This is a genomic window from Wolbachia endosymbiont (group B) of Gerris lacustris, assembly GCF_964028355.1.
Lineage (GTDB): Bacteria > Pseudomonadota > Alphaproteobacteria > Rickettsiales > Anaplasmataceae > Wolbachia.
Map to the genome: position 1 here is coordinate 921,836 of NZ_OZ034761.1, position 26,834 is coordinate 948,669.

22 protein-coding genes and 7 pseudogenes are annotated in these 26,834 nt (G+C 34.6%); 16 read left to right on the plus strand and 13 right to left on the minus strand.

Annotated elements, in window-relative coordinates:
- Nucleotides 1-375: 375 nt before the first annotated feature.
- From ABWU62_RS04715 to ABWU62_RS04725, 3 genes and pseudogenes are all read right to left on the minus strand, one after another.
- Nucleotides 376-564 (minus strand): annotated as a pseudogene (locus tag ABWU62_RS04715) (transposase); the annotation flags it as partial.
- A gap of 37 nt (nt 565-601) precedes the next feature.
- Nucleotides 602-1,834: an IS256 family transposase gene (locus tag ABWU62_RS04720; protein ID WP_353287494.1), complete on the minus strand. Its 1,233-nt coding sequence runs from the start codon at nt 1,832-1,834 to the stop codon at nt 602-604.
- A 63-nt stretch (nt 1,835-1,897) separates the two neighbouring features.
- Nucleotides 1,898-2,513, minus strand: a pseudogene (locus ABWU62_RS04725) (IS5 family transposase); the annotation flags it as partial.
- A 65-nt stretch (nt 2,514-2,578) separates the two neighbouring features.
- Here ABWU62_RS04725 and ABWU62_RS04730 point away from each other — a divergent pair.
- Nucleotides 2,579-3,364, plus strand: coding sequence for a hypothetical protein (locus tag ABWU62_RS04730; RefSeq protein WP_353287691.1), 786 nt, complete (start codon nt 2,579-2,581; stop codon nt 3,362-3,364).
- 329 nt (nt 3,365-3,693) lie between these two features.
- On the opposite strand, the gene ABWU62_RS04735 is transcribed toward ABWU62_RS04730, so the two are convergent.
- A complete protein-coding gene (locus ABWU62_RS04735) occupies nt 3,694-4,611 on the minus strand; it encodes an Rpn family recombination-promoting nuclease/putative transposase (RefSeq protein WP_353287692.1) in 918 nt (305 codons plus the stop codon).
- 205 nt (nt 4,612-4,816) lie between these two features.
- Between ABWU62_RS04735 and mutL the strand changes: the two genes are divergently transcribed.
- From mutL to ABWU62_RS04750, 3 genes are all read left to right on the plus strand, one after another.
- On the plus strand, nt 4,817-6,634 hold the full coding sequence (mutL, locus tag ABWU62_RS04740; protein WP_353287693.1) for a DNA mismatch repair endonuclease MutL: 1,818 nt from the start codon (nt 4,817-4,819) through the stop codon (nt 6,632-6,634).
- Nucleotides 6,635-6,702: 68 nt separating this feature from the next.
- Nucleotides 6,703-7,491: a helix-turn-helix domain-containing protein gene (locus tag ABWU62_RS04745; RefSeq protein ID WP_353287694.1), complete on the plus strand. Its 789-nt coding sequence runs from the start codon at nt 6,703-6,705 to the stop codon at nt 7,489-7,491.
- Between the two features lie 21 nt (nt 7,492-7,512).
- Nucleotides 7,513-8,745 carry an IS256 family transposase gene (locus tag ABWU62_RS04750; protein ID WP_353287494.1) on the plus strand — a complete coding sequence of 411 codons (1,233 nt, stop codon included), beginning with the start codon at nt 7,513-7,515 and terminating at the stop codon, nt 8,743-8,745.
- 34 nt (nt 8,746-8,779) lie between these two features.
- Here the strand turns inward: ABWU62_RS04750 and ABWU62_RS04755 are convergent.
- Nucleotides 8,780-8,932 (minus strand): annotated as a pseudogene (locus ABWU62_RS04755) (IS5/IS1182 family transposase); the annotation flags it as partial.
- Nucleotides 8,933-9,008: 76 nt separating this feature from the next.
- Between ABWU62_RS04755 and ABWU62_RS04760 the strand changes: the two are divergent.
- Nucleotides 9,009-9,605, plus strand: a pseudogene (locus ABWU62_RS04760) (IS66 family transposase); the annotation flags it as partial.
- 52 nt (nt 9,606-9,657) lie between these two features.
- Here the strand turns inward: ABWU62_RS04760 and ABWU62_RS04765 are convergent.
- Nucleotides 9,658-10,570: pseudogene (locus tag ABWU62_RS04765) on the minus strand (Rpn family recombination-promoting nuclease/putative transposase).
- Nucleotides 10,571-10,677: 107 nt separating this feature from the next.
- A protein-coding gene (locus ABWU62_RS04770) for an IS630 family transposase (RefSeq protein ID WP_353287261.1) occupies nt 10,678-11,683 on the minus strand; the annotation gives its coding sequence in 2 pieces (ribosomal slippage) (nt 10,678-11,220 and nt 11,222-11,683; 1,005 coding nt in all).
- 147 nt (nt 11,684-11,830) lie between these two features.
- Between ABWU62_RS04770 and ABWU62_RS04775 the strand changes: the two genes are divergently transcribed.
- Together ABWU62_RS04775 and ABWU62_RS04780 are read left to right on the plus strand one after the other, a co-directional pair.
- Nucleotides 11,831-12,623 (plus strand): IS5 family transposase gene (locus tag ABWU62_RS04775; RefSeq protein ID WP_353287695.1). Its coding sequence is split into 2 segments (ribosomal slippage): nt 11,831-12,094 and nt 12,096-12,623, totalling 792 coding nucleotides; the frame shifts between segments, so codons are not numbered across the junction.
- 61 nt (nt 12,624-12,684) lie between these two features.
- A complete protein-coding gene (locus tag ABWU62_RS04780; RefSeq protein ID WP_353287696.1) occupies nt 12,685-13,044 on the plus strand; it encodes a hypothetical protein in 360 nt (119 codons plus the stop codon).
- A gap of 142 nt (nt 13,045-13,186) precedes the next feature.
- Here ABWU62_RS04780 and ubiB read toward each other — a convergent pair whose 3' ends face one another.
- Entirely contained in the window at nt 13,187-14,608 is a 1,422-nt protein-coding gene (gene ubiB, locus ABWU62_RS04785; RefSeq protein ID WP_353287697.1) for a 2-polyprenylphenol 6-hydroxylase, read from the minus strand.
- The gene (locus ABWU62_RS04790; RefSeq protein ID WP_353287698.1) at nt 14,605-15,336 is read right to left on the minus strand and encodes a metal ABC transporter ATP-binding protein; all 732 of its coding nucleotides are present in this window, start codon (nt 15,334-15,336) and stop codon (nt 14,605-14,607) included. Before ABWU62_RS04790 ends, ubiB begins: the two co-directional genes overlap by 4 nt.
- On the opposite strand from ABWU62_RS04790, the gene ABWU62_RS04795 reads away from it, so the two are divergent.
- Entirely contained in the window at nt 15,328-16,203 is an 876-nt protein-coding gene (locus tag ABWU62_RS04795) for a zinc ABC transporter substrate-binding protein (protein ID WP_039950476.1), read from the plus strand. The two genes, ABWU62_RS04790 and ABWU62_RS04795, sit on opposite strands and share 9 nt — an antisense overlap.
- Nucleotides 16,204-16,647: 444 nt before the next feature.
- Here ABWU62_RS04795 and rpmG read toward each other — a convergent pair whose 3' ends face one another.
- On the minus strand, nt 16,648-16,848 hold the full coding sequence (gene rpmG / locus ABWU62_RS04800; RefSeq protein ID WP_012481745.1) for a 50S ribosomal protein L33: 201 nt from the start codon (nt 16,846-16,848) through the stop codon (nt 16,648-16,650).
- 148 nt (nt 16,849-16,996) lie between these two features.
- Here rpmG and ABWU62_RS04805 point away from each other — a divergent pair, with 148 nt between their 5' ends.
- The 5 genes and pseudogenes from ABWU62_RS04805 to ABWU62_RS04825 all read left to right on the plus strand — a co-directional run.
- On the plus strand, nt 16,997-18,727 hold the full coding sequence (locus ABWU62_RS04805) for an Rne/Rng family ribonuclease (protein ID WP_353287699.1): 1,731 nt from the start codon (nt 16,997-16,999) through the stop codon (nt 18,725-18,727).
- A gap of 73 nt (nt 18,728-18,800) precedes the next feature.
- Nucleotides 18,801-20,714 (plus strand): molecular chaperone DnaK, encoded by a 1,914-nt coding sequence (gene dnaK / locus ABWU62_RS04810; RefSeq protein ID WP_353287700.1) that lies wholly within the window; start codon nt 18,801-18,803, stop codon nt 20,712-20,714.
- Nucleotides 20,715-20,786: 72 nt separating this feature from the next.
- Nucleotides 20,787-21,071 carry a BolA family protein gene (locus ABWU62_RS04815; protein ID WP_353288167.1) on the plus strand — a complete coding sequence of 95 codons (285 nt, stop codon included), beginning with the start codon at nt 20,787-20,789 and terminating at the stop codon, nt 21,069-21,071.
- Nucleotides 21,072-21,078: 7 nt separating this feature from the next.
- Nucleotides 21,079-22,311: a cystathionine beta-lyase gene (gene metC / locus ABWU62_RS04820; RefSeq protein WP_353287701.1), complete on the plus strand. Its 1,233-nt coding sequence runs from the start codon at nt 21,079-21,081 to the stop codon at nt 22,309-22,311.
- Nucleotides 22,312-22,591: 280 nt separating this feature from the next.
- Nucleotides 22,592-23,731: pseudogene (locus ABWU62_RS04825) on the plus strand (Mur ligase family protein); the annotation flags it as partial.
- Between the two features lie 35 nt (nt 23,732-23,766).
- Here the strand turns inward: ABWU62_RS04825 and ABWU62_RS08365 are convergent.
- Nucleotides 23,767-23,883: pseudogene (locus ABWU62_RS08365) on the minus strand (IS630 family transposase); the annotation flags it as partial.
- A 72-nt stretch (nt 23,884-23,955) separates the two neighbouring features.
- On the opposite strand from ABWU62_RS08365, the gene ABWU62_RS04830 reads away from it, so the two are divergent.
- Nucleotides 23,956-24,081, plus strand: a complete 126-nt coding sequence (locus tag ABWU62_RS04830) for a hypothetical protein (protein WP_353287702.1) — start codon at nt 23,956-23,958, stop codon at nt 24,079-24,081.
- A 15-nt stretch (nt 24,082-24,096) separates the two neighbouring features.
- Here ABWU62_RS04830 and ABWU62_RS04835 read toward each other — a convergent pair.
- Nucleotides 24,097-25,102, minus strand: a protein-coding gene (locus ABWU62_RS04835) for an IS630 family transposase (RefSeq protein WP_353287261.1) whose coding sequence is annotated in 2 segments (ribosomal slippage) — nt 24,097-24,639 and nt 24,641-25,102 — 1,005 coding nt in all. Because the reading frame shifts where the segments join, the coding sequence is not laid out codon by codon here.
- Here ABWU62_RS04835 and ABWU62_RS04840 point away from each other — a divergent pair.
- On the plus strand, nt 25,096-25,224 hold the full coding sequence (locus ABWU62_RS04840) for a hypothetical protein (RefSeq protein WP_353287703.1): 129 nt from the start codon (nt 25,096-25,098) through the stop codon (nt 25,222-25,224). The genes ABWU62_RS04835 and ABWU62_RS04840 overlap by 7 nt on opposite strands.
- 91 nt (nt 25,225-25,315) lie before the next feature.
- Here ABWU62_RS04840 and miaA read toward each other — a convergent pair whose 3' ends face one another.
- Nucleotides 25,316-26,200 (minus strand): tRNA (adenosine(37)-N6)-dimethylallyltransferase MiaA, encoded by an 885-nt coding sequence (miaA, locus tag ABWU62_RS04845; RefSeq protein ID WP_353287704.1) that lies wholly within the window; start codon nt 26,198-26,200, stop codon nt 25,316-25,318.
- A 75-nt stretch (nt 26,201-26,275) separates the two neighbouring features.
- Between miaA and ABWU62_RS04850 the strand changes: the two genes are divergently transcribed.
- Complete coding sequence (locus tag ABWU62_RS04850) at nt 26,276-26,746, plus strand: hypothetical protein (RefSeq protein WP_353287705.1); 471 nt, start codon at nt 26,276-26,278, stop codon at nt 26,744-26,746.
- Nucleotides 26,747-26,834 lie beyond the last annotated feature (88 nt).

The following is a 26,834-nucleotide window of genomic DNA, read 5'->3' on the forward strand; positions in this document are numbered from 1 at the left end:
TGAATATTTATATGCTGCTAGTGATGATTTAAATTATGATAAAGATAGGCGAAGGGTATTTACTTGGGTTCCAGGAGGAAAAGATGAACAAAGTCTGTGGAGAGTTGAACCTTATGGTGATGATATTTATATAATGAATGTGAAATCTAAAGAGTATTTGTATGCTGCTGATTATGCTAAATATGATGATAATAGGCGAAGAGTATTTACTTGGATTCCAGGAGAGTATATTAGACAAGGTACTTGGAAGATTGAAAATTGTGGGTCTATTCACAAGAAACGTGATATACAAGAATTAGATGGTAAAGCAGGTTCTGATTCCCTAGAAGCTATAAGGGCTAGAAACAAGTCAGACTCTCAGCTCTTAGAGCCTGTTCATAATCTTTTGAGGAGCAAGGCAGTAAAAGCTAGAACGACCATTTGTAGGCTAGTATTGAGTTTACGCTCGCAATTTTTCCATAACCGTCTACACTTTTCCAGCCAAGCAAAAGAACGCTCTACAACCCACCTTTTTGGCAATACAACAAAGGTATGTAATTCACTTCGTTTTATTACTTCAACGGTTGCGGGAACGTTCAAAAAAGTGTGTCAAACCGCATTTTCAATTCAACTCAATTTTTAACCTGCCAGGAAAAAAGATATCAAGTTGAGACATAGTTAAAGCCCAGTTAGGCAAAGCAGTAATCCACTTTTGCTCTACCTTTTTTATAGCACAATATACCTGTTTGTACAAGGCATTTGTACTGGTAAATGAACCTTTAGTTTTAGTAAATTTTCTGATCTGTCTATGCAACCCCTCAATTGGATTGGTGGTGTAAATCATCTTCCTAACTGGCCCAGAATACTTAAAATAACTAGATAAATTTTCCCAATTGTTTTGCCACGATTTTGTAACTAAGGGATATTTTTCACTCCATTTTTCTTCCAGCTCAAGCAAATAATTCTCAGCGATTTCTTTACTTGAAGCACGATATATTTTTTTCAAATCATTCATGAAAACTTTTACATCTTTGCTAGATACATATTTCAGTGAATTCCTTATCTGATGCACTATACATAGCTGTACTTCTGCTTTAGGAAATACACTATTTATAGCTGTAGGAAAGCTTTTTAGTCCATCAATGCAGGCAATTAAAATATCTTCTACTCCTCTTTCTTTGAGGTCATTTAGAACTCCCAACCAGAAGTTAGCTCCCTCACTTTCAGCCAAATAAAAACCTAATACTTCTTTTCTGCCATTTTGATTTATACCCAATATATTATACATGCATTTACTTACGCAATGTCCGTCCTCCTTGACCTTAAAAAACATGCCATCCATGAACACTATTGGATACACTGATTGCAGTGGACGGCTGCGCCATTCATTGATTATTGGTAGCAATTTATCAGTAATACTGGATATCTCTGCTGCTGATATTTTATGGTCATATATTTCCTCAACGTGTGAAGCTATGTCTCTGTATCCCATGCCACTGGCGTATGTACTTAAGACCTTTGCTTCAAGTTCTGGATGTAGGCTCGTTTGCCTTTTTTTGACTATTTGCGGTTCAAAGTTTCCCTCCCTATCTCTTGGTGTTAGCAGCTCAAATGAACCTGCACTCGTGCGTAAAGTTTTTGCATTTCTCCCATTTCTTCGGTTATTTTCTTCACTTTTAGCTGACATGTGGCTTTCTATTTCACCTTCCAGACTTGCCTCTAGCAACCTTTTTATAAACGGTGTTAATGCTCCATCTCTTCCTGTCAATGGTCTTCCTTCTCGTATAGATGACAGGATATTTGTTTCTAATTCTTTATAATCTACCAACCCATTAGTTCTATTTGCTTGACTCATATCAAACCTCCATTTTTTATATCAATTTATTACTTTTTTTTCGGTTTGACACACTTTTTTGAACGTTCCCACGGTTGCACCAATAGTCGTTTTTATTTGAGTTGCAAAATTTTCTCCTGTATAACCTGCATCAACTAGTATATTTTGAACTTCGGAAAGATTTTTTCTTGCGTTACAAATCATCTCTACAGCAGCAGTACGATCTCCGATATTAGCTGTAGTAATATAAATTGCATGTGGCAAACCTTGCGTATCTACTGCAATATGACGCTTTATTCCTGAAATTTTCTTGCCGGCATCATAACCTTTTTCTTCAGCAATATCGGTGTTTTTTACACTTTGAGCATCAATGATGCAGAAGCTTGTTTTTGTATTCCGACCACTGTTGAAACGAACCTCTCCAACTAATTTTTTTTAAGACAATTTCTAGAACACTTTCTCTATCTTCATTCGGTTTTTTACTCCATCTCTTGAAGTAATCGTAACAATTGCGCCATTTTGGAAACTCTTTTGGTAGCATTCGCCACTGACAGCCACTTTTTAGCACATAAAGTACACCGCAAAATAACTCATATAAATCCAGTTTTCTTGGTTTTGTTTTTTTTCTACAGGATTCTAGATCTGGTAATATAATCTCAAATCTTTCCCGACTTATATCACTTGGGTATACACTCCTCATATATCCTAACTTATATACATTATCTCTTAGTTTATTCCTTTCTTGAGATCATGTACAGGTTCTTAGTGTTACCAGGAAGGTTAGGTGATCACTTGCTAGATGGCTCTAATCAAACTGGAGTTGGGGAGTTTGTGAATCAAGTAGCTAATACTAAAGGTAATAAGGAAAAACCTTTACAACGCAGACGCCGTCATCATCATGGTTACTTATCACGTAAACCTCTTGCTATAAATTCAAATAATCAACCTGAGGTAGCAGCAAGTAGTGGTACAAGACCATCTTCATGGATAAATAATTGTATTTCTTGGGCGAAAAAATTAGCAGCCAGCACTTTCTCTATAATTCCTGCATTACCCTCTCAATACAACGTTGCAGACAAGAATAATGTAAAAAGTGATAATAAAAACATACCACAAAGTACAGCATCTGTTGGTTGGAATAAATTCCTAAATAATGAAAATATTGCTCTTGCGAGTTGTGTTGCCGATGCGTTAGATAATACTCCAAGTAGACGCTATCAAGGTTTAATGAGTAAAGGAGTAGAAGTTGTGCCAAGCAGCAGAGTTGCAGTTGAATTTGCTCTTAAAAAATTTAATTCATTTGTAGAAGATAAAATAAGAAACCTAGAATCAAAAGAACAAGCTAGAATACGTGTTGAACTTAAAGATGCGTATCCAGAAATAATAGCAAGCTTGGAAAGAGGAGTTGAATTTAGTGGTAATGTTGGGTTAGATAAAGTTTTAGAAAAGTCCAAGAAGCGCTTTTGTACAAATGTCCTACAAAAGGATAAAGTATCAACTTGTCTTTCTGGTGTGAGAGTAACCAAGCTTGAAAATAATTTGAGTAGGTAAATGAGAATATGAAAGATATAATATGCCAAATAGTGGAAAGTTTACAATAGAATTTAAAGTGGGGGTGGTAGGTCCCAGTATCAAGTTTGATGGTTCTAATACTAAAATGGATGAAGTAGACATTAAATGCTAAGTGGTTAATGTGTCTTCCATATTGAATTTACAGCACGTAGCTTTGGTATAGAAGTTTGGGTAACGTTATGATAGTAGTTTATATAATTCTATGTGCAATCTTTATAGCCATTTTAGACAGTTCACTAGATTCTTAATTAGGGGATATTTCTAACTTAGAGAAGGTTTTCATAAATGTTTAAGTGAATAAGTAGGGATTATGTTTTTTTCTTAAGTTGCAAAATTTCAGAATGAGAGAGACCGGTAATTTGAGTTATAACATCTATAGAGACACCGGCCTTGAGTGAGTTTTTGGCAACTTCAATTTTACCTTCAATTTTACCTTCAATTTTACCTTCAATTTTACCTTGTTCATGGCCGATTTGTATGCCTTCATGTTTAGCATCATCGAGTTTTTGAGCAAGAACAGCCTGTTCATCACGAATACGCTTTATCTCTTGTTCATAAGCAATAAATTCTTTTTCTGACCAGTTGAACCTATTTAGTTCTTCATATGCTCTTTTAATTATTAGATCACTTCCTATTATTCTCTCTAGCTCTTCTTCACTAGTTTCGTCTGCATATCTGAAAAAGTATACCCATTTTTCAACTATACTTGAAAGCTGATCTTCTTTGGTTTTTGGAAATTTAGGCAACTCAATAAATATAAAGTAAAAATCTTTTAGATCATGTTCATTAGTATCTTCATCGCGAATAGTATGCTTTGATTTGTACTCAGACTTATCAGGAAATAAAATACAATCTGCTATAGCAATAAAGATAATTTCCTTAAGGTCATGATATTGATCACCCTTACTAGCTTGTCTTGAGTAAGCTTTAGCTGCGTAATATTGGGCACGTTTTTCAAAGCCTTTGGTTTTAGCGACCTGCATTTCGACTATGACTTGCAGCCCATTTTCATCTCTACAAAGAACATCGACAATGCTTTGTTTTTTAGAGGCAATATCAGGGTCTTGAATAGTACTTAAAAACTCTATATCCTTTATTGCACTTTTGCCGGTGAAGCCAAGAATATCATTAAGAAAGTGAATAAGGATATCTTTATTTTTTTCAGTGCCAAAGATGCGCTTGAACGATATATCATTCTTTGGATCGAGAAACTTCGAAAGAGCCATGAGAAAGTAAGATAAAAAGCATTGATAATTATACACAATTGTGAAGAAATATTCAACTAAAATTAAACTACAGGAGGGCTTGCCATAAAATTTCGTCCTGGGTTTTTTACAATTATTTCTGTTTTGAAATTAGTGAAGATGCCTAATAGAGATTGATTTTTATTAACATTAAAGCTATATCTTCATCAGACTGAGAGTTGGAAATATGGCAATAATTCTTTTAGACACAAAAACTATAAATCGTATAGCAGCGGGAGAGGTAATAGAAAGGCCAGCGAGTGTAGTAAAGGAATTAGTAGAAAATGCAATAGATGCTGGAAGTTCAGAGATAGAGATCAAAATAGAAAGTGGTGGACGTAACCTTATAACTGTGACAGATGATGGAAATGGAATAGAAAAGGACGACTTAGAACTAGCACTTATGAGGCATGCCACTTCAAAATTAAGTGATAGTGAGTTAATAGAGATCAGACATCTTGGCTTTAGAGGAGAGGCTCTGCCTTCAATTGCAGCAGTAAGCAGAATGAAATTATCATCCAAGGCAAGTGGGGCAAAGGAAGCATGGTCTATAAGATATGAGGGAGGAGAAAAAATAAGAGAGATTACCCCTTGTTCTTTGTTGCAAGGTACATATATTGAAATTCGTGACTTATTTTTTGCCACACCAAATAGACTAAAGTTTCTAAAAACCGAAAGGGCAGAAACACAAAGTATTGTTGATATTGTGAATAACTTAGCGATGATTAATTATAGTATTGGGTTTACTCTCACTTCCGGTAATAAAAAGCTCTTAAAATATGTTAAGCAAACTTCATTATTTAACAGATTATGTGAAACAGAAGAAGAATTTCAAAGCAATTCGTTGGAAGTTAAAGAGGAAGAAGAAGGCATCAAACTTAAGGGACACATCTGTAAACCTAATGTCAATCGAGGCAATTCAACTCAGATCTATACGTTTGTTAATAGAAGGCCAATAAAAGACAATCTACTTGTTGGTGCAATTCGATACGCATATCAAGATTTGATTCCAGTTGGGAGGTATCCTTTTGCAGTGTTGCATTTAGAAGTACCATATGACCAAGTAGATGTAAATGTGCATCCAAATAAATCGGAAGTAAGATTTCAGAATAAAAGGCTAATATATGAAATAGTGAGAAGAGGGATAATAAAAACACTATCAACGAGATTTGCAGCGGGTGATCAAGGTATTGAAGAGGAGCTAATTTTTAATGATAGTAAAAGCCAAGAGCAGGTTGATAGTCAAGAGAAAAAAGATCAAAAAGAGTTTTATGAAAAGAGACCAAGTCTTTTAGAAAATCGTCTAATGAAAGAATTCAATGCACCAGATGAAAGAAGGCAAAGCTTACCAGAAACGTTTAAATATGGAGAATCTCCACCCCAAAAGGGAACGATGGTTTTAGAAAGGAAGCAAATTGATTTAATAGAGGATTATCCTCTGGGATATGCACGCTGTCAGGTCTACAATACTTACATTATTGCTGAGGCTAAAGGCAAATTAATTATAGTAGACCAGCACGCAGCTCATGAGAGGTTGATCTATGAGTGCTTAAAACAAAAATCAAGCATAAAAAGGCAAAAGCTTCTTCTTCCTGAAATAGTCGAGATTAAAAACCAAGCAGGAATGGAGATGGTTGAAATGTATAAAGATAAGCTTTTCGAAATGGGTTTTGGTATTGAAATAGAATCAGAAGATAAAGTAAGGGTAAAAGAAATACCTGCAATTTTAGGAACAATAAGTGTGAAAGAGATGGTGATGAATATAGTTGATAGATTAGTGGAGATAGGAGATACGCTACCTATAGAAGAAAAAGTGAACAAGATATTAGCTACCATCGCGTGTCATGGGTCAATTAGAGCTGGAAGGGAAATGAAGTTGGAGGAGATGAATGAGTTGATGAGACAAATGGAGGAAACACCTTATGCTGGGCAATGCAATCACGGAAGACCAACGTATATAGAAATGAAACTAAGTGATATAGAAAAATTGTTTGAAAGGAGATGAGTTCAGTTTGTCAAAAAGGTTCTCAATTAAGCATACGTAACAGCTCTTCTGGTTATGGAGTATAAAATGTGAAAAAAGAGAATAATTACTCTAATTTTTTATATTATAAAGTAGTAGGACAGAAAGTAAGAAGTTGTAGGATAGCGAAGGGGTATACTCAAAAAGATTTAGCAAAAAAAATCGGAACAACATATCAGGTAATACTGCAATATGAAAAAGGAACACGCAGAATTTCAATTAAGAAGTTATATGAATTAGCAGAAGCATTATCAACAACTGCTAGAGATCTAGCTTGCGGACAAGAAGTATCAAATGAGGAAAAGTACGAGGGAGAAGAGGTATTAAATCTAGTAAGAAGACATAAAGAGATTAAGGACCAAGAATTACGAGAAACGTTTTATTTATTAACTAAATTCATCCGTATTAGTGAGGAAGAAAGTGGAAAGGCAGTAAAAGTAGAGGTGGCAAAGGGTTTAGTTAAGGAAGGAGTTTCTGCTCATGTTATCTCTCAAACGACCAGTTTATCTATTGATGAATATGATAATGATGAGAAAAAAATTTCCATTCCGTATAAAGTAGGTCAAAGAATAAAAGAATGGAGGTTGAGAAGAGGATACACTCAAGAAGATTTAGCAAGTAAAGTGGGTATAATAAATCAAAGAATATATGAATATGAACAAGGACGAGCTGGTGTTTCACTTGAAATGTTAGATGAAATAGCAAAGGTACTATTAATTAATATTACAGATCTGCTTCCAGAAACAAGAGAAAATGAGAATAGTGAAGCAGAGCTATCAAGGTTAATAGAGGGAACGTTCAAAAAAGTGTGTCAAACCGAAAAAAAAGTAATAAATTGATATAAAAAATGGAGGTTTGATATGAGTCAAGCAAATAGAACTAATGGGTTGGTAGATTATAAAGAATTAGAAACAAATATCCTGTCATCTATACGAGAAGGAAGACCATTGACAGGAAGAGATGGAGCATTAACACCGTTTATAAAAAGGTTGCTAGAGGCAAGTCTGGAAGGTGAAATAGAAAGCCACATGTCAGCTAAAAGTGAAGAAAATAACCGAAGAAATGGGAGAAATGCAAAAACTTTACGCACGAGTGCAGGTTCATTTGAGCTGCTAACACCAAGAGATAGGGAGGGAAACTTTGAACCGCAAATAGTCAAAAAAAGGCAAACGAGCCTACATCCAGAACTTGAAGCAAAGGTCTTAAGTACATACGCCAGTGGCATGGGATACAGAGACATAGCTTCACACGTTGAGGAAATATATGACCATAAAATATCAGCAGCAGAGATATCCAGTATTACTGATAAATTGCTACCAATAATCAATGAATGGCGCAGCCGTCCACTGCAATCAGTGTATCCAATAGTGTTCATGGATGGCATGTTTTTTAAGGTCAAGGAGGACGGACATTGCGTAAGTAAATGCATGTATAATATATTGGGTATAAATCAAAATGGCAGAAAAGAAGTATTAGGTTTTTATTTGGCTGAAAGTGAGGGAGCTAACTTCTGGTTGGGAGTTCTAAATGACCTCAAAGAAAGAGGAGTAGAAGATATTTTAATTGCCTGCATTGATGGACTAAAAAGCTTTCCTACAGCTATAAATAGTGTATTTCCTAAAGCAGAAGTACAGCTATGTATAGTGCATCAGATAAGGAATTCACTGAAATATGTATCTAGCAAAGATGTAAAAGTTTTCATGAATGATTTGAAAAAAATATATCGTGCTTCAAGTAAAGAAATCGCTGAGAATTATTTGCTTGAGCTGGAAGAAAAATGGAGTGAAAAATATCCCTTAGTTACAAAATCGTGGCAAAACAATTGGGAAAATTTATCTAGTTATTTTAAGTATTCTGGGCCAGTTAGGAAGATGATTTACACCACCAATCCAATTGAGGGGTTGCATAGACAGATCAGAAAATTTACTAAAACTAAAGGTTCATTTACCAGTACAAATGCCTTGTACAAACAGGTATATTGTGCTATAAAAAAGGTAGAGCAAAAGTGGATTACTGCTTTGCCTAACTGGGCTTTAACTATGTCTCAACTTGATATCTTTTTTCCTGGCAGGTTAAAAATTGAGTTGAATTGAAAATGCGGTTTGACACACTTTTTTGAACGTTCCCCTGACAGCCACTTTTTAGCACATAAAGTACACCGCAAAGTAACTCATATAAATCCAGTTTTCTTGGTTTTGTTTTTTTTCTACAGGATTCTAGATCTGGTAATATAATCTCAAATCTTTCCCGACTTATATCACTTGGGTATACACTCCTCATATATCCTAACTTATATACATTATCTCTTAGTTTATTCCTTTCTTGAGATCATGTACAGGTTCTAACAGAGTCTCGTGGTAAGAAGGTATTAAAAGGGTTATTGCCAGAATATGATGGCATAGTTGTAAGCGATAGATACGCTGTATACAATTACTTCAATCGTGAAAATAGACAAATATGTTGGGCACATTTGGCAAGAGATTTTGAGAGATTTGTCCATAGTAAAAATGTTGAAGTGAGCAAAATTGGCCATGCACTAAAATCGCTCAGCAATAAGGTGTTTGTTGTAGATAAGGCAAAAAAACAAAATTTGATAGATAATTTGAGATTTTATCGACTGATGAGAAAAATCCGGAAAAGGGTAAAACATTTTTTGCGTAAAATGACGAGGGTTGTAAATAGCACTCAAGCTTCAAGAATGGCCGCTAAGATGTTACGGTCTGAGGATATGATGTGGAAGTTTTTGAGAAAACCTGAAGTGATAGACACAACAAACAACCTTGCAGAACGGCAAATTAGACGCTACGTAATCTATCGTAAAAACAGCTTTTTCACCTGGTCAGAGCGTGGAGAAAGGTTCGTGGAAAGAATGTTGTCGATATTTTTGACATCACGTCTGAATGGCCAGAACCCCTTTCAAAAATTACAGAATTTAGTTGCTACTCCTGCTTAATATTAAGAGATCCGTGAACGGTTACATGTGTTAGAGTTATGAATCGAGGAAACTATGAGGTCCTTTCTGCCTGTAACTGCTTGATTTCATCAGGAGGAAGACCTGTAGTTTGTGATATGATGTCAATAGAAATACCAGCCTTAAGTAGGTTTTTAGCCACTTCAATTTCTCTTTCTTTTCTGCCTTTTTCATGGCCGATGAGGATGCCTCTTTCATGACCTAATCTAAGACCCTCATCAAATTTTTCAGCAAAAGCAGCAATCTCATCCATTATACGTTTTTTCCTTTGCTCATATGCTAGTAATTCTTCTTCTGACCAATTAAACTTATTCATCTCTTCATAAGCTCGTTTTATTATTACGTCACTACCAACTATCTTATCTAGATCCTCTTCCCTTGTTTCTCCTGCATAGCGAAAAAAGTAACACCATTTTTCTACTATATTTTCTAGTTGGTCTTCTTTTGTCTTTGTAAATTTTGGCAGTTCTATGAATACGAAGTAAAAATCCTTTAAGTCGTGTTTAAAGCTATTTTGATCTAAAATGACATGATTAGATTTATACTCAGCTTTATCTGGAAAAATAATACAATCAGCAACGGCTATGAAGATAATTTCCTTGAGATTATGATAATTATCACCTTGATCTGCTTGACTTGAGTAGGCTTTGGCAGCATAATATTGAGCACGCTTTTCGAAGCCTTTGGTCTTAGTGAACTGCACTTCTATAATATATCTTGAACCTTGAGAGTCTTTACAAAGAACATCGACAATACTCTGCTTTTTAGCGGCAATTTCAGGGTCTAAAATGGTAGATAAGAATTCAACATCGTGAATAGCAGCTAAACCAGTAAAGCCTAAAATATCGTTCAAGAAATGAATGAGGATATCTTTATTCTTTTCAGTACCAAATATTCTTTTAAAGGCAATAATCATTGCGCGCATCAAGAAATTTAGATAAAGCCATAAGAAATTAACAAGAAAAGCATTAATAATTATACACAATTGTGAAGAAATATTCAATCCTTTTCTGTGCCCTTTTATCAACCTTTTACCTTATACCAACTCTCATTATTAATGAACCAAATAAGAAGCATTGCAGAGTTGTTTAACCGTGGAAGGGGAAAGAGAGGTAATAAATTTACACAAAGCGCTCTCAAGCAGAACAATTGTATCGTAGATTTTATTGCGCAAAATGTTCTGTTTTATATATAACCAAAACCTCTCAACAGGATTGAGGTCAGGTGAGTATGGTGGTAGGTATATAATTTCGATATTTTTAGGTATCTTTAAACTTTTTGACTTATGCCAACTAGCGCAATCCATCACGAGAAAAGCCTTTCGTATTCCTAAATATTGCGACATCTGTTCAAGGAATATATTTATACAAGCAGTGTTGACGTTTGGTGCAAATAAGCTAAAATTCTCTCCATTTCTGGGATTAACTGCACTATAGAGATAAAAATTTTCCCTACCTAATTTTACCTTAACCTGTGTCCTACTGCCTTTTTTAAACCACCCATGTCCAACTTTTGAATGTGTACCAAACCGTGATTCATCGAAGAAAAATAGCTCTTTTTCAGAATGCATGACAATAGTTTCATTGAGGTTTTTTTTTAAACTCCTCTTGCTTATTTTTATCCTGTCCACTATGAACTGGTCTTGGTGTGATATATGAGAATTTCATTCTTTGCATATTACGATGTATTGTGGATTTGCTGATATTCAAACCAAATCTTTCTTGGATTCTTATTCTCATTTCTCTAATAGTAATATTGGGGTTTTCCTCCATCCACACCTCAATTTGTTCAAGTTGACTTTGGTTCAATATAGTTTTTCTACGGCATTGAGGTGGAGAAAATAATTTTTCTTCTCTTCCAAATTTTATGTGCTTTATCCATGTAGTAATTGCCTTTCTCGAAATGCAACATATTTTTGCTACAGCTGTTATACTGTGCTTTTTTGCTGCAATTACAGCATTTAGTTTTTTTGCAACATACGCATTATTTCTTACTTTCTTCAGCATCTCTTTTGCTGATTCCACCACTTTTTCATCCAATAATTTTGATCTTAATGCCATCTAAACCTCGCTATTTTACTTACTCCAGTATGGCTTTTTTTCCATTATTGTCTATTCGTTGCTTGTATAGCGGGAATTGGTATTAGAACCTGTACATGATCTCAAGAAAGGAATAAACTAAGAGATAATGTATATAAGTTAGGATATATGAGGAGTGTATACCCAAGTGATATAAGTCGGGAAAGATTTGAGATTATATTACCAGATCTAGAATCCTGTAGAAAAAAAACAAAACCAAGAAAACTGGATTTATATGAGTTATTTTGCGGTGTACTTTATGTGCTAAAAAGTGGCTGTCAGTGGCGAATGCTACCAAAAGAGTTTCCAAAATGGCGCAATTGTTACGATTACTTCAAGAGATGGAGTAAAAAACCGAATGAAGATAGAGAAAGTGTTCTAGAAATTGTCTTAAAAAAAATTAGTTGGAGAGGTTCGTTTCAACAGTGGTCGGAATACAAAAACAAGCTTCTGCATCATTGATGCTCAAAGTGTAAAAAGCACCGATATTGCTGAAGAAAAAGGTTATGATGCCGGCAAGAAAATTTCAGGAATAAAGCGTCATATTGCAGTAGATACGCAAGGTTTGCCACATGCAATTTATATTACTACAGCTAATATCGGAGATCGTACTGCTGCTGTAGAGATGATTTGTAACGCAAGAAAAAATCTTTCCGAAGTTCAAAATATACTAGTTGATGCAGGTTATACAGGAGAAAATTTTGCAACTCAAATAAAAACGACTATTGGTGCAACCGTTGAAGTAATAAAACGAAGTGAATTACATACCTTTGTTGTATTGCCAAAAAGGTGGGTTGTAGAGCGTTCTTTTGCTTGGCTGGAAAAGTGTAGACGGTTATGGAAAAATTGCGAGCGTAAACTCAATACTAGCCTACAAATGGTCGTTCTAGCTTTTACTGCCTTGCTCCTCAAAAGATTATGAACAGGCTCTTAGAGATGAGCTTGAAAGAACAAAAACTCAACTTAGAAAAAAAGAGCAAGAGTTGGGTAGGGTTGTAAGTGAAAGAAACACTAACAAAATTTCACAGTTAGAAAGGAATTTTAGGCAAGAGAGATCAGAACTTCAAGCTCAAAATCAAGACTTAAAGAACAAAAACAGAAAACTTTCAGAAGCAAACATTTATAATAGAAGGCAAAGTAACTATTCCTCTGCCTCTTTTGTGTTATCTGGAGCGTTTGCTGTTGGTTCATGTTTAACAGTATCGAATTTAGAAATATGTATTTCACTTGCTGTAGCTGCATCTGTTTGCATTGCAATTGGGTGCTACTGTTCATATAAAGCAAGTTCAATACTGAGTGATGTGACAAGCACTGAATTTGGTAATGTTATCAGTTTAAGATAGAGTTAAGGTTTTTACTTCTTCTCTAAACTCTACTGAAAGTTTTATACATCCTGAAAATACCTTGATAATTCGAGTGAATGTGAACCTGAGTGGTTTCAAGACTTAAATAGTTGTTGTAAACTTGCTTTTATTATCTTTTAGTTTAAGAAATTAAAAATTTAACGATTAGAGTTATAATTACAGACCACAATAAAAAATAGACTTTTCCATTTGATCTATTTTTAACTTGTAATTTTTTATCAGCTATTAGGTTTAATTTTTCTATAAGGCTAAATATTCCCTGAATTGCTTTTATGGGATAAGAGCTTTTAATTTTTTCCCTATACCCTATTTTACTTTCATGTTGATTGTTTATCCATGTTTCAACTACTTTCCACATATTGATTTCTGGATAGACTTTCCTACATGTTCCTTCTAATAAAATCATAGTTTTCTGCAGCAATAACAATTGTGTTTGAACTTTCATATCAAAATCACCAGTTATTTTTAGTAGCTGAGTAAGTAATCGAGCAAATGAAATCTTCTGTATAGGCTGTCCAACAATGGGTTCACCTATTGCTCTGCAAGCTGTAACAAAATTTCTATGCTGTGATGGAACATAACCGGCTCTAAAGTGCATTTTTGCAACGTGATCATAATCCCTATTTAAAAAGCCTTTGAGTATCTCTATAACGTAATAGCATGTCTCACGATCTATTCTACCCATGATTCCACAATCCAGGGCAATAATATTGTTATTACTATCGATCATTAAATTTCCAGGATGCATATCAGCATGAAAAAAACAATCCCTATACACCTGATTACAAAACGATTCTATAAGATTGATAGCTATTTGCTTACGATTATTTAGCTTTTCAACTTCGTATATTGGTATAGCTTCCATCCATTCTAGTGTTAAAACCTTTTTTGAAGTTCTATTCCAATCTACTTCAGGTACGTAAAAACCTCTGTCATGTTTGGTATTTTTCTTCAGTTCCGAAGAGTGGGCAGCTTCAAAACGTAGATCTAACTCTAGTCGACAAATTTCAGCAAAAGTTTTGACTAACTCAACTGGCTTCAATCTTTTTGATTGTTCACTAAATTTTTCTGCAATTTCTGCCAGCCAAGAAAGCATCTTTATATCTCTTAAGAATATTTTTTCAATATTTGGCCTTAAAACCTTTACAGCAACTTCCTTACCTTCAGTTGTAACCGCTTTATGCACCTGAGAAATTGATGCTGCTGCAATTGGCTTTTCAGAAAAGCTTGAAAAAATGTCACTTAATTTACAATTAAACTCACTTTCTATAGTTTTAACTGCTATTTTATATGAAAATGATGGCAATCTATCACATATCAATAGCAAGTTATTTGTTATGTCCTCATTTAAAATATCAGTGCGTGATGAAATGGATTGCCCAAATTTAATGAACACCGGACCTAATCTTTCAAGAGCACGCTTTAGTTTATGACCTTGTATTTTATTTATTGATTTTTTTGATGGTGGAAGTAAATAAGGTAACACATTGTAGCGTGTTAGCACTGTAGTTATTTGCAGAAGACGTAGAATATTTTGAATCATTTCGCTGCGTAACTGCCAAATATTTCATTTATCTCCATAATTTCATCAGGTTTACCTTGATAATAGATAGTATTATTTATGCAAATTATGTAATCTGAGGATGGTAGAGCAGAGTTAAGGTCATGAGAAGTCATGAGAATCGACACTGATCGTTCTTCTGCGATTTTATTTATAATATCATAAAATTTAGCTCGTGCGTTAATATCCATTGCACTGACTGGCTCATCTAAAATGATCAAATCAGATTCTGAAATTAAACAGCGTGCAAGCAGCAGTAATTGTGTTTGTCCTGCAGAGATTTCTAATACTTGATTTTTTAGAATGTTACCGATACCAACCAATTCTATTGCTTCTGTAACAATGGGTTGATTTTTCTTCAATTTCTTCGAGGAGCTATTGAAAAGGAAAGACTCAACTGTTATTGGCATCAAATTACCAATACTAAAATTTTGTGGCATATAGCTAATTTTTATATTGTCAGCGAATACAATACTGCCAATAAAACCTTTATTTATACCAGCAACTGCTTTCACTAAAGAGGTTTTACCTCCGCCATTTGGACCAAGTATTGTAACTATATCTCCTCTTTGTACTGATATGTTGATATTATCAAGAACTTTTTTATTACCGTATGAAAGAGTAAGGTTTTCTATTTTTAGAATGCAGTTATTGACACTACTTAATTTTTTGGCAAAAATTGACTTCTTCTCAACATTTATATGAGACATTTACTGTTTTTTTTTCTATTACTTTCATTTACATTATACTACAATAGTGCCTTTTCATCCAATTTAAAAATTGTAGCTACAATCAAACCTATACACTCACTTGTAGCTTCTGTTACAGATGGAATTTCAAAGCCAGAACTACTAATGTACGAAGTAGTGTCTGAACATAACTACATGCTCAGGCCTTCAGACGCAAGTAAATTAGAATCTAGTAATATTATATTTTATATCGATGATTCTTTGGAAACATTCATTAAAACTTTTGCTAAAGAAAATAAGAAGTTAATACCGCTATCAAGTGCAATCGATCTACTTCCTGCTCGACCACATTCATTTTCTAGTCACATTCAAGATGAAAAAGATTTGCATATTTGGCTGAGTCCTGAAAATGCAAAAAGTATGATACTTTCTATCAGTGCAACATTATCTAATATAGATAAAGAAAATGCCTATCGATACAATACTAACGCAGAGGAGGCTATAAGAAAGATAGACCAAGAAGTAGAAAAAATTACGAAAGAATTGGATGAGTTAAAAAATCAAAAATACATAGTTACTCACGATGCTTATCAATATTTCGAAAAATATTTTGATTTAAGTTACCCAAGCGCCATTCTTTCTATAGAAGAAGATTCTTACATAGGTATGAAGAGTTTAATGAAATTAAAAAAGGTAATGAAAGAGGAAAACGTTAAATGTATTGTTTCTCATTCACGAGAGGATAGCATAAAGCCTAATGTCTTTTCTAGTGACGTAAAAATGGTGATTCTTGATCCTATTGGATCAGATGTAGAGCCTGGAAAGGATGCATATCTAGATATAATCAGCAGCATTGCACAAAATTTCAAGTCTTGTTTCACTGAGTAATGAGTTCTTTTATCTATTCAGATAGCATTGCAAACTTAGTGCTTTCTATTCCAATCACAACTATACCGACATTATCTACCAGAAGTATATCATCCCAGTCTGGGATTCAGTTAAGTTGGTAAGCATAAAAATATTATGTTAGAGCGCAACGTTCTTGATGAGATTACGGCAAGCCAGTGTCAGCTATTTGAATGACACTAATCCTTGCTCTACTGGATCTATATTTTTTCCTAGATCCCAGTGCCGAGCACCGGGATAACACCGTCTGCTTGATTTTTATCTACTAATATGTGATAATGTAGGCTTCAGAGCGTTTTCTGTGTTTTGTACTTTATGTTATTGATTATTCAACAACCTTTATTAATTTCAGTTTCTCTTGCCTTAATATTGCTTAGCTCTATCGTTATAGTGTAACTTGGTTATAAATTGTATATAACAATAAACTTACTTTAATTTTTCTTCTTTGAATAATACGTGTCTTCTGACGACTGGGTCATACTTCCTAAACTCGAGCTTCTTGGGAAGGTTCTTAGGATTACGTTTTTTTACACAAAAATAGCCTGTTAGTTTCTCTTCTCCAGTTTTTGTTGTTTTAGTTGCAGTGCTAACTAGCTTGACAAGCAAAGAAGCATTTTTTTTCGCCATAATTGTAGTGATATAATAAATTCTATGCAAGTTTATTACGCAAAACACTGAAAGTCAACCCAATAATGCAGATCGCAAAATTCTTGACAATCAATAATATATTAAGTAGTATAAAAACATTTCAGAATGAAAAGCAGACGGTAAATAAGTGGCGAGTAATGGCAAAAGGTTATTGTTGATAGAAAGTACTACCTGTTCTAACGAGGTAAGGGTTGCCTTACTAGTTAATGGTAAGGTTGTAGAGTTTGAACAAGAATTCAAGGAAAAAAGACAATTAAGAGGTAATGTGTACGTTGCTTATATAAAGCGTATAGAACCTGCTTTGCAGGCCGTGTTCATTGAGTATGGAAAAAATAAGCAAGGTTTTTTGTCTTTTTCTGAGATATCTCTAGACTACTTTAATATTCCAGAAAAAGAAAAAGAAGCTCTCCTTGAAGGCTATTCAAGTGGTAATTGCACAGAAGAAGGCCTAAATTCTACAGCTAGTAGTGAGTCCAGCAGTGGTTTTGTGAGGGAGGTACCTTTACATAGAAAATATAAGTTACAAGATGTGATTTCAGTAAATCAAAAGATACTGGTTCAACTAACTAAAGAAGAACGAGGAAATAAAGGAGCTTCATTTACAACATACGTAACTTTAGTTGGTAGATACTGTGTTTTCATGCCCAATTCCATGAGTAGGGGTGGAGTATCTCGCAGAATTGAAGATACCAACGTTAGAAAACAGTTAAAGGATATATTAAATTCAATAAATTTACCAAAAAGCTCAGGTTTAATAGTAAGAACTGTTGGTGCAGGAAAAAGTAAGAAAGAAATTGAGCAAGATTACAATAATTTGACCTCATTATGGCAAAATATCCAAAAGAATGCCTTTTCTGTAAATGATTCGTCATTAATTTACAACGAAGTAGATGTGATTATGAGATCTGTGCGTGACTTTTGTAGTAATGATACAGAAATTATAGTATCTGATAGAGAAGTTTGTGAAGCGGTAAGAAAATACACTAAAAATATGTTACAAGGAAAATTGCGTCCTAGATTATATAGAGGCTCTGTTCCAATCTTTACTTACTATAGAGTCGAAGATCAAATTTCTGAGTTATATAGCAATAGAGTAGAATTGCCATCTGGTGGATCTTTGGTAATAACCTTAACTGAGGCATTTGTTTCAATAGACGTAAATTCAGGGAAAATGACAGGAGAAGATAACATAGAAGAAACAGCTTATAGAACTAATATGGAGGCAGTATCTGAAATATCAAGGCAAGCGAATCTCAGGGGCTTATCAGGGTTAATAGTTGTTGATTTTATTGACATGTTGAAACTTGAGTATTGTAAAAATGTTGAATTTGCTATCAAGCAGGCGTTTAAAGATGATAAAGCTAAAGTTCAATTTAGCTTTATCAATGACTTTGGTTTAATGGTCTTTTCAAGACAAAGAATTAAACCAAATATACAGGAAATTAATACTACAGAGTGCTTACGCTGTAAAGGCATTGGAAGAGTGAAATCAAACGAAGTGATTGTTGCATCGATACTAAGGGATTTGCAACATATTGCTAATAAAAATCAAAATAAGTCCTTTGATTTAATAGCACGCAGTGCAGTTATAGCGCACATTTTTAATAATAAGCGTGATATAGTTTCTACAATCGAAAAAGAGTTCAATATTACATTGAATGTTAGTATTGATAATAATTTAGATGTAGATACATTTATTTTAAAGCAAGGAGATCATGTTAATTTTAATGATTATAAGCCATTGCAGAATTCTGGATATAAAATTGTGAATAACAGTAATAAAGAAGCTGCTGATAATCTACAAGGCAATTTTTGGTTAACTAAATGGCTTTCGCGCCTTTTGAGCTCTAACAACTAAACGGGACTTGTAATTAACGAGTTTTATACTTATATATTTTACATCAGATAATATTTAAAAGGGAGTATTCATTATGGGAAGAGCAATAGGTATAGACCTCGGAACAACCAATTCTTGTGTTGCGGTAAGGCAGGGTAAGGATACAAAAGTAATAGAAAATAAAGAAGGAGCAAGAACTACTTCATCTATAGTTGCATTTACTTCATCAGGAGAAAAATTGATTGGTGCTCCAGCAAAAAGGCAAGCAACTACTAATGCAAGTAATACTTTTTTTGCAACTAAGAGATTGATAGGTCGCCAATATAGCGATCCTGAAATGAAGAATCTAGGTGTACCATATAAGGTATTTGCAGCAAAAAATGGCGATGCATGGATTAAAACAACTGATAGTAAAGAATACTCTCCTAGTCAGATTGGTGCATTTATACTACAAAACCTGAAAGAAGCAGCTGAGGCTTATCTTGGGGAGGAAGTAAAGGATGCTGTGATAACAGTGCCGGCGTACTTCAATGACTCTCAACGTCAAGCAACAAAAGATGCAGGAAAAATTGCTGGATTAAATGTCCTCAGAATAATTAACGAACCAACTGCTGCAGCACTTGCTTATGGTCTTGATAAAAAGCACGGACACACAATAGTAGTGTATGATCTTGGTGGTGGTACATTTGATATTTCAGTTCTTGAAATAGGTGACGGAGTTTTTGAAGTAAAGGCTACAAATGGTGATACTCACCTTGGAGGGGAAGACTTCGATAATGCAGTAGTAAATTATTTACTGGGTGAATTCAAGAAAAGTAATGGCATTGATTTGAAAAACGATCCAATGGCTATGCAAAGAATCAAAGAAGCTGCAGAAAAAGCAAAGGTAGAATTGTCAAGTGCAATGGAAACAGAAGTAAATCTACCGTTTGTTACAGCTGATGCAAGTGGCCCAAAACACTTAAATATGAAGCTAACAAGAGCAAAGCTTGAAAGCTTAGTGAATGATTTAATTGAAAGGACTATAATTCCTTGCAAAAAAGCTCTTGAGGATGCTGGTTTATCTGCTAGTCAAATTGGTGAAGTAGTTCTTGTTGGTGGCATGACTCGTATGCCAAAAGTCATAGAGAAAGTTAAAGAATTCTTTGGCAAAGATCCACACAGAGGGGTTAACCCTGATGAAGTTGTAGCAATTGGAGCTGCAATACAGGCGGGAATCATTCAAGGTGATGTAAGAGATGTGTTACTACTTGACGTAACTCCACTTTCTCTTGGTATTGAAACTCTAGGGGGAGTGTTCACTCCACTTATTGAACGTAATACTACTATTCCTACTAAAAAATCTCAGGTATTTTCAACTGCAGATGATAACCAAACAGCTGTTACAATTAAGGTGCATCAAGGTGAAAGAAAATTGGCGATTGATAATAAACTGCTTGGTCAGTTTAGTTTAGAAGGAATACCACCTGCTCCTCGCGGGGTTCCTCAAATTGAGGTGACATTTGATATAGATGCAAATGGAATAGCGCATGTTTCTGCAAAGGATAAAGCTACTGGAAAAGAGCAAAAAATACGTATTCAGTCTTCAGGTGGTTTATCGGAGGATGAAATAAATCGGATGGTGAGAGAAGCTGAGGAAAAAGCACAAGAAGATGAAAAGCGTAAGAAATTTATTGAAGTGAAGAATCAAGCGGATAGTTTAGTTCATTCTACAGAAAAATCTCTGACAGAATATGGTAATAAAATTTCTCCAGAAGATAAATCTGCTATTGAAAATGCAGTTAATGAGTTAAAGGAAGTGAGTAAATCTGACAACATTGATGATGCTGATTCAATACAACAGAAAGTTACTAACCTCTCTCAGTTATCTATGAAACTTGGAGAAGCTATGTATAAGGAATCTCAACAACAACAAGGTGGAGAAAGCTCATCCACAACAAATAATGAGGAAGAAAAAGTAGTAGATTCTGATTATCAAGACATGGATAATAAAGAAGAGAATAAGTAATTCGATTGTCATCCCAGTGCCCAGATACTGTGGGATGACAAGAGGAGCGTATTGTTGCTTAAAGGAACTATTGTGGATATTATTAAGACAATAGAAGAAAAATTACGCGGTTCAATAGGTGTAATTGATATTAATATTATCGATGAATCAGCAAAGCATGTAGATCATTATTTTGCTTCTTCTTCGACACTACCTTCACATATCAAATTAGTATTAATATCTAACGACTTTTCTGGAATGAGCTCTTTAAAGAGGCATAAATTGATCTATGAATTATTAAAGAGTGAAATAGAACGAGTACATGCGATTTCTCTTAACTTATATACGCAAAGTGAATATAATTTAAAAAATAAATAGTAGAAACGTGAGAGAAGAGTCTTTATTAGTTAAAGCAGGAAGAAAATTTAATGATTATAAAGGATCGATGAACCCACCAGTTTATCATTCTTCTACCATATTATTTCCTACTTACAAGGATTACTTAAGTGCAGCGAATGGGGAGAGTATATATGATGTGATCAATGATGGTGTTGCAAGGGATTACAGCTATAGTAATGTTGGTACGCCTACTGTTCATTATTTTTCAAATGCACTGGCTGAAATTGAGGGTAGGGGACAAGCACTCATCTATCCTTCTGGATTATTTGCACTTACTTTTGCTATTTTGACTTTCACTAAAGCAGGTTCGCATGTTCTGATACAAGATAATAGTTATTATAGGCTAAAGAGATTTGCCGAAAATGAACTACCAAAAAGAGGAGTAGAAGTAACTTTTTATGATCCGACACAGGATATAACTAGTTTAATTCAGAATAACACTTCACTCATCATGATTGAGACTCCTGGTTCTGTAACGTTTGAGATTTCAAATATAGAGCATATAGTAAAAATTGCTAAGGAACACAGAATCGTAACCGTTTGTGACAATTCATGGGCCACTCCTTTATTATTTAAGCCGCTCGATTATGGAGTTGATGTTGCACTATATGCAGTGACAAAGTATCTAGCCGGTCACTCAGATCTAGTGATGGGAGCTATGGTTGCTGAAGGTGAAACTTTTAAATTGCTTTATGAGAGCTATAAAAATTATGGAGTTACTGTTCAATCACATGACTGTTATCTTGCGCATAGAGGATTTAGAACATTACACATACGCATGAAGAAGCATCAGAGCACAGCAATGGAGGTGGCAAGGTGGCTGGAAGAACATCCAAAAATCAAAAAAGTCTTGTATCCTGCACTTTCCTCCCATCCTCAACATGAACTATGGAAAAGTTACTTCAAAGGGGCAAGTAGCACATTTAGTATAGTACTTGATAGAGAATATTCATGTGAAGAACTAGGCTGCATGGTTGATCATATGAAAGTTTTCGGCATCGGTGCTTCTTGGGGAGGATGTGACAGTTTGATATTACCAATAGACCGTAGATCTATGTCAAGATCTGTAATGAATTCAGATTATGGTGGAAGTTTTGTGCGAATATTTTGCGGACTAGAAGATCCTGAAGATTTGATTTTTGACTTGAATACTGCATTAATAAGACTGCCATGTTCAAGTGTTAAAGATGATTGTGAGACTGAAAGAGCTACTGCATAACATTGTAAATGCTGACTTTGATATTGAAATCAAAGGCGTCACATGTAATCCTAAGAGAGTTAAAGAAGGTTATCTTTTTGTTTGTGTGTCAGAAAGGAGTAAAGAACACGCAACATGTCTTCCTAATGGATGTGTACACAACTGTGTAGACGTTGTAATACAAGGGGCCAAGAAAGATGTCATCCCAGTGCTCAAACACTGGGATCCAGAAAATTTAATTGTAAACAAGCATACTAGACAATTGTATAATGAAAACTGGATTCCAGTGTCTGCTACTCAAATGACAGGTACTCCAAGTTTTGCAGTGCTTTACCACTCGGACCCTCAAGGAATATACAGTGAAATAGTCAGCAGGTTTTATCAATTCAAACAACCTAAATATGTTGCTGCTGTAACTGGTACGAATGGTAAAACTTCAGTGGTGGAATTTTGTCGCCAGATTTGGCAAGATAATGCAGCGTCTATAGGAACACTGGGAACATGTGTCAATAATAATAGAAAAGATAATAGCCTTACAACGCCAAGTGCAGATGATCTTTATTCCACATTGCGTGACATAAATAATAAGAACGTAGAACACTTAGCATTAGAAGCTTCAAGCCATGGAATCGATCAATACAGAATCCATGGACTCAGGTTCAATGCTGCAGCTTTTACTAATTTCTCTCAAGATCATTTGGACTATCACAAAAGTATCGATGAGTATTTTGAGGCTAAGAAAAGGTTGTTTTATGAGGTATTGCCAAAAGAAAAAACAGCGATTTTAAATGCAGATATAGGCGAATACGGAGAGTTGCTTAACATATCTGAAAAGCGTGGCAACAAAGTTATAACCTATGGAAAAAAAAGCTCTGACATTACTTTATTAAAGCAGATACCCACTGCCAGTGGTCAACACCTGACAATTAAAATCGGTGATGAAATTTATAACTCATTTTTTCCGATTCTTGGGCGATTTCAAGCATATAATTTGTTGTGTGCAATAGGTATAGTTATTTCATCTGGTGTGGACTGTCAAAGAATGTGTATAGATAAACTTATTTCTCCACCGGGAAGAATGGAAAAAGTGAACACTTTTGCATTTGTCGATTACGCTCATACTCCAAGTGCACTCAAACAAGCTCTGTTGTCTTTAAAATGGCACTTCAATAAAAAAATAATTCTAGTTTTTGGTTGTGGTGGAAATCGTGATCAGGCAAAACGCGCAGAAATGGGTAAGGTGGCACAAATGTATGCAGACAAAGTGATAGTCACAGATGACAATTCTCGTGATGAAGATTCGGGGGAAATTCGCCATGATATTTTGCTACATTGCCCTAATTCACTGGAGATAGGAGATAGAAAAGAAGCTATAGAGAGAGGTGTAAACATAGCTCATGATGAAAATATGATTCTGCTAGTTGCAGGAAAGGGACATGAAAGATTCCAAATAATAGAAAACCAAGCCCTTGAATTTAGTGATGTTGAAGTTATTAGAAAGAGCCAAAAACTTGCTACTGCTGTTTTACTCTCTCCTTCATCCAACGCCTGAATGGCTTTTTTCCTTAAGTCATAACTGTACGCTGCTGGCATTTTTACTTTCTTGTTACACTAAATCACTATCTTATCTCGTTCCTACTATTATGAGAAGAGCTATACAAGGATATGAAAGTGGAGATTGTGGTTACAAGATTAGTAAGAGAATATAGAAAAATTAAGGATGAAACTTTGCGTGATATAGTTCATTTAGTGATAAAGGCTCTTACAGGTATAGTAGCGCTTCATAAGTAATACCAACTCTCATTATTAATGAACCAAATAAGAAGCATTGCAGAGTTGTTTAACCGTGGAAGGGGAAAGAGAGGTAATAAATTTACACAAAGCGCTCTCAAGCAGAACAATTGTATCGTAGATTTTATTGCGCAAAATGTTCTGTTTTATATATAACCAAAACCTCTCAACAGGATTGAGGTCAGGTGAGTATGGTGGTAGGTATATAATTTCGATATTTTTAGGTATCTTTAAACTTTTTGACTTATGCCAACTAGCGCAATCCATCACGAGAAAAGCCTTTCGTATTCCTAAATATTGCGACATCTGTTCAAGGAATATATTTATACAAGCAGTGTTGACGTTTGGTGCAAATAAGCTAAAATTCTCTCCATTTCTGGGATTAACTGCACTATAGAGATAAAAATTTTCCCTACCTAATTTTACCTTAACCTGTGTCCTACTGCCTTTTTTAAACCACCCATGTCCAACTTTTGAATGTGTACCAAACCGTGATTCATCGAAGAAAAATAGCTCTTTTTCAGAATGCATGACAATAGTTTCATTGAGGTTTTTTTTTAAACTCCTCTTGCTTATTTTTATCCTGTCCACTATGAACTGGTCTTGGTGTGATATATGAGAATTTCATTCTTTGCATATTACGATGTATTGTGGATTTGCTGATATTCAAACCAAATCTTTCTTGGATTCTTATTCTCATTTCTCTAATAGTAATATTGGGGTTTTCCTCCATCCACACCTCAATTTGTTCAAGTTGACTTTGGTTCAATATAGTTTTTCTACGGCATTGAGGTGGAGAAAATAATTTTTCTTCTCTTCCAAATTTTATGTGCTTTATCCATGTAGTAATTGCCTTTCTCGAAATGCAACATATTTTTGCTACAGCTGTTATACTGTGCTTTTTTGCTGCAATTACAGCATTTAGTTTTTTTGCAACATACGCATTATTTCTTACTTTCTTCAGCATCTCTTTTGCTGATTCCACCACTTTTTCATCCAATAATTTTGATCTTAATGCCATCTAAACCTCGCTATTTTACTTACTCCAGTATGGCTTTTTTTCCATTATTGTCTATTCGTTGCTTGTATAGCGGGAATTGGTATAAGAATATTTTTACAAAGAATTTAATAATCACAATTTAGGCAATGATGAAAGTTCTTTAAGAAAAAAGTTTAATACTATCAAGAAAAGTTTGCATAGACATAGCAATATAATACATAATAATCAAAATATCTAGAATTCTGTCAATTTACTTGCACAATCAAGAATTTCAGAACTTGGAAATTGATTTTTAAACCAAGTGTACTGACGCTTTGCGTAATGCCTTGTGTTTGTTTGAGCAATCTGTACTGCTTCGTCTAAAGTAATCTTACATTGTAAGTATTTTATAATTTCTGGCACTCCATGTGCTTTCATAGCTGGCAAATGTGGAGATGGGTTCATGCTAAGTAGGTTTTTTACTTCATCAATTGCTCCATTTTCAACCATTTCAATAAAACGGGAATTTATTTTTCGGTATATATCCTCACGTTTAGGTAGAATTGTATATACCTTAAAATTACTGAACAAAGGAGGCTGTCTATTTTCTTGCCATACAAAGATTGTCTTGCCAGTTTCAGTGATAACTTCAAGTGCTCTTGAGAGGCGATGTGAGTCATTAATAAATATTTTACCTTGAATCCTTGGATCTTTGCTTAGCACTAATTTGTAGAATTCCTCTTTACTTAAATTTTTTCTAAGTTCATTTACGTTTTCTCTTACTTCCTGGCTTATTTGTGGAATCGATGATAATCCCTTGATTAAGCTGTTAATGTAAAGCCCACTTCCTCCAGTGATGATGGGTATTCGTGAATTTTTCAGCGCGTTGTTAACTTCCCTCTTTAAATCCTCTAGCCATAAACCTACGGAATAATTTTCTCTTGCTGAAACATAACCGTATAGCTTATAAAATTTTTCTTGTCTTGGCGGCTGAGCAGTAATTATGGGAATCTCTTTGTATACCTGCTTTGAGTCACAGTTTATTATGCTAATGTTTTTATGCTTTTTGACCAGATTATCACATAATTTTGATTTACCTGAAGCCGTAATTCCTGTAATAATTACTATATTATCTTTCATTTATATTAATTTAATTAATCTATGATAGGGTGTAGTAAAAATTTGGATTCTACAATCTAAAATTTGGAGATTTTTATGGCAGAAAATGATAATGATAACTCATTTACTAAGCGTTTTACAAACAGAACTTCTAATGAGACAAAGGGAGGTTTTTCTAGTAAGTATTCATCTCAAAACACCAAAGAACATGCACTAGGAGCAAAAGGAAAAATTTCTGAATTGGCAAACAAAAAAGCTGAAGCCAAGGAAGCTTTTTCTGAAAGTGGCGGCATAAAGAGTAAAAGCAGAACTATCAATGAAAGATCCTTTGCCGATGCAACAAGAAGAAGTAGATCAGATCTCATATACTTAGTTCGTGGTAAAGATCGTGGAAGGTCAGCTTGGCACTATGTATTAGTTGATAAAGAAAAAAGAGAAATGTTTCTAGCGAAAAGCAGAACTGGCTCTATAGATGTTGCAGATTATGGAGAGATTTTATGTTCAGGATGGGGAGACGATCCGCCACAAACGATAGTTGATAAAGTTAATGAGGAGTTTGGGTTGTAGCGGATTTGTTGTAAAAACGAGCAGTTGCTGATAAAATTTACTGTAAGCATGCAACACTAGCCATTTCGGTATCTTAATTGCTATCATA

What these genes read in the sequence shown, in the direction of transcription:
- ABWU62_RS04795 (WP_039950476.1), top strand. Translation starts at nt 15,328, where the DNA reads ATGAGACATTTACTGTTTTTTTTTCTATTACTTTCATTTACATTATAC.
- ABWU62_RS04840 (WP_353287703.1), top strand. Translation starts at nt 25,096, where the DNA reads ATGCCATCTAAACCTCGCTATTTTACTTACTCCAGTATGGCTTTTTTT.
- mutL (WP_353287693.1), top strand. Translation starts at nt 4,817, where the DNA reads ATGGCAATAATTCTTTTAGACACAAAAACTATAAATCGTATAGCAGCG.
- ABWU62_RS04850 (WP_353287705.1), top strand. Translation starts at nt 26,276, where the DNA reads ATGGCAGAAAATGATAATGATAACTCATTTACTAAGCGTTTTACAAAC.
- ubiB (WP_353287697.1), bottom strand. Translation starts at nt 14,608, where the DNA reads ATGATTCAAAATATTCTACGTCTTCTGCAAATAACTACAGTGCTAACA.
- ABWU62_RS04790 (WP_353287698.1), bottom strand. Translation starts at nt 15,336, where the DNA reads ATGTCTCATATAAATGTTGAGAAGAAGTCAATTTTTGCCAAAAAATTA.
- rpmG (WP_012481745.1), bottom strand. Translation starts at nt 16,848, where the DNA reads ATGGCGAAAAAAAATGCTTCTTTGCTTGTCAAGCTAGTTAGCACTGCA.
- ABWU62_RS04720 (WP_353287494.1), bottom strand. Translation starts at nt 1,834, where the DNA reads ATGAGTCAAGCAAATAGAACTAATGGGTTGGTAGATTATAAAGAATTA.
- dnaK (WP_353287700.1), top strand. Translation starts at nt 18,801, where the DNA reads ATGGGAAGAGCAATAGGTATAGACCTCGGAACAACCAATTCTTGTGTT.
- miaA (WP_353287704.1), bottom strand. Translation starts at nt 26,200, where the DNA reads ATGAAAGATAATATAGTAATTATTACAGGAATTACGGCTTCAGGTAAA.
- ABWU62_RS04735 (WP_353287692.1), bottom strand. Translation starts at nt 4,611, where the DNA reads ATGGCTCTTTCGAAGTTTCTCGATCCAAAGAATGATATATCGTTCAAG.
- ABWU62_RS04830 (WP_353287702.1), top strand. Translation starts at nt 23,956, where the DNA reads ATGAAAGTGGAGATTGTGGTTACAAGATTAGTAAGAGAATATAGAAAA.
- ABWU62_RS04750 (WP_353287494.1), top strand. Translation starts at nt 7,513, where the DNA reads ATGAGTCAAGCAAATAGAACTAATGGGTTGGTAGATTATAAAGAATTA.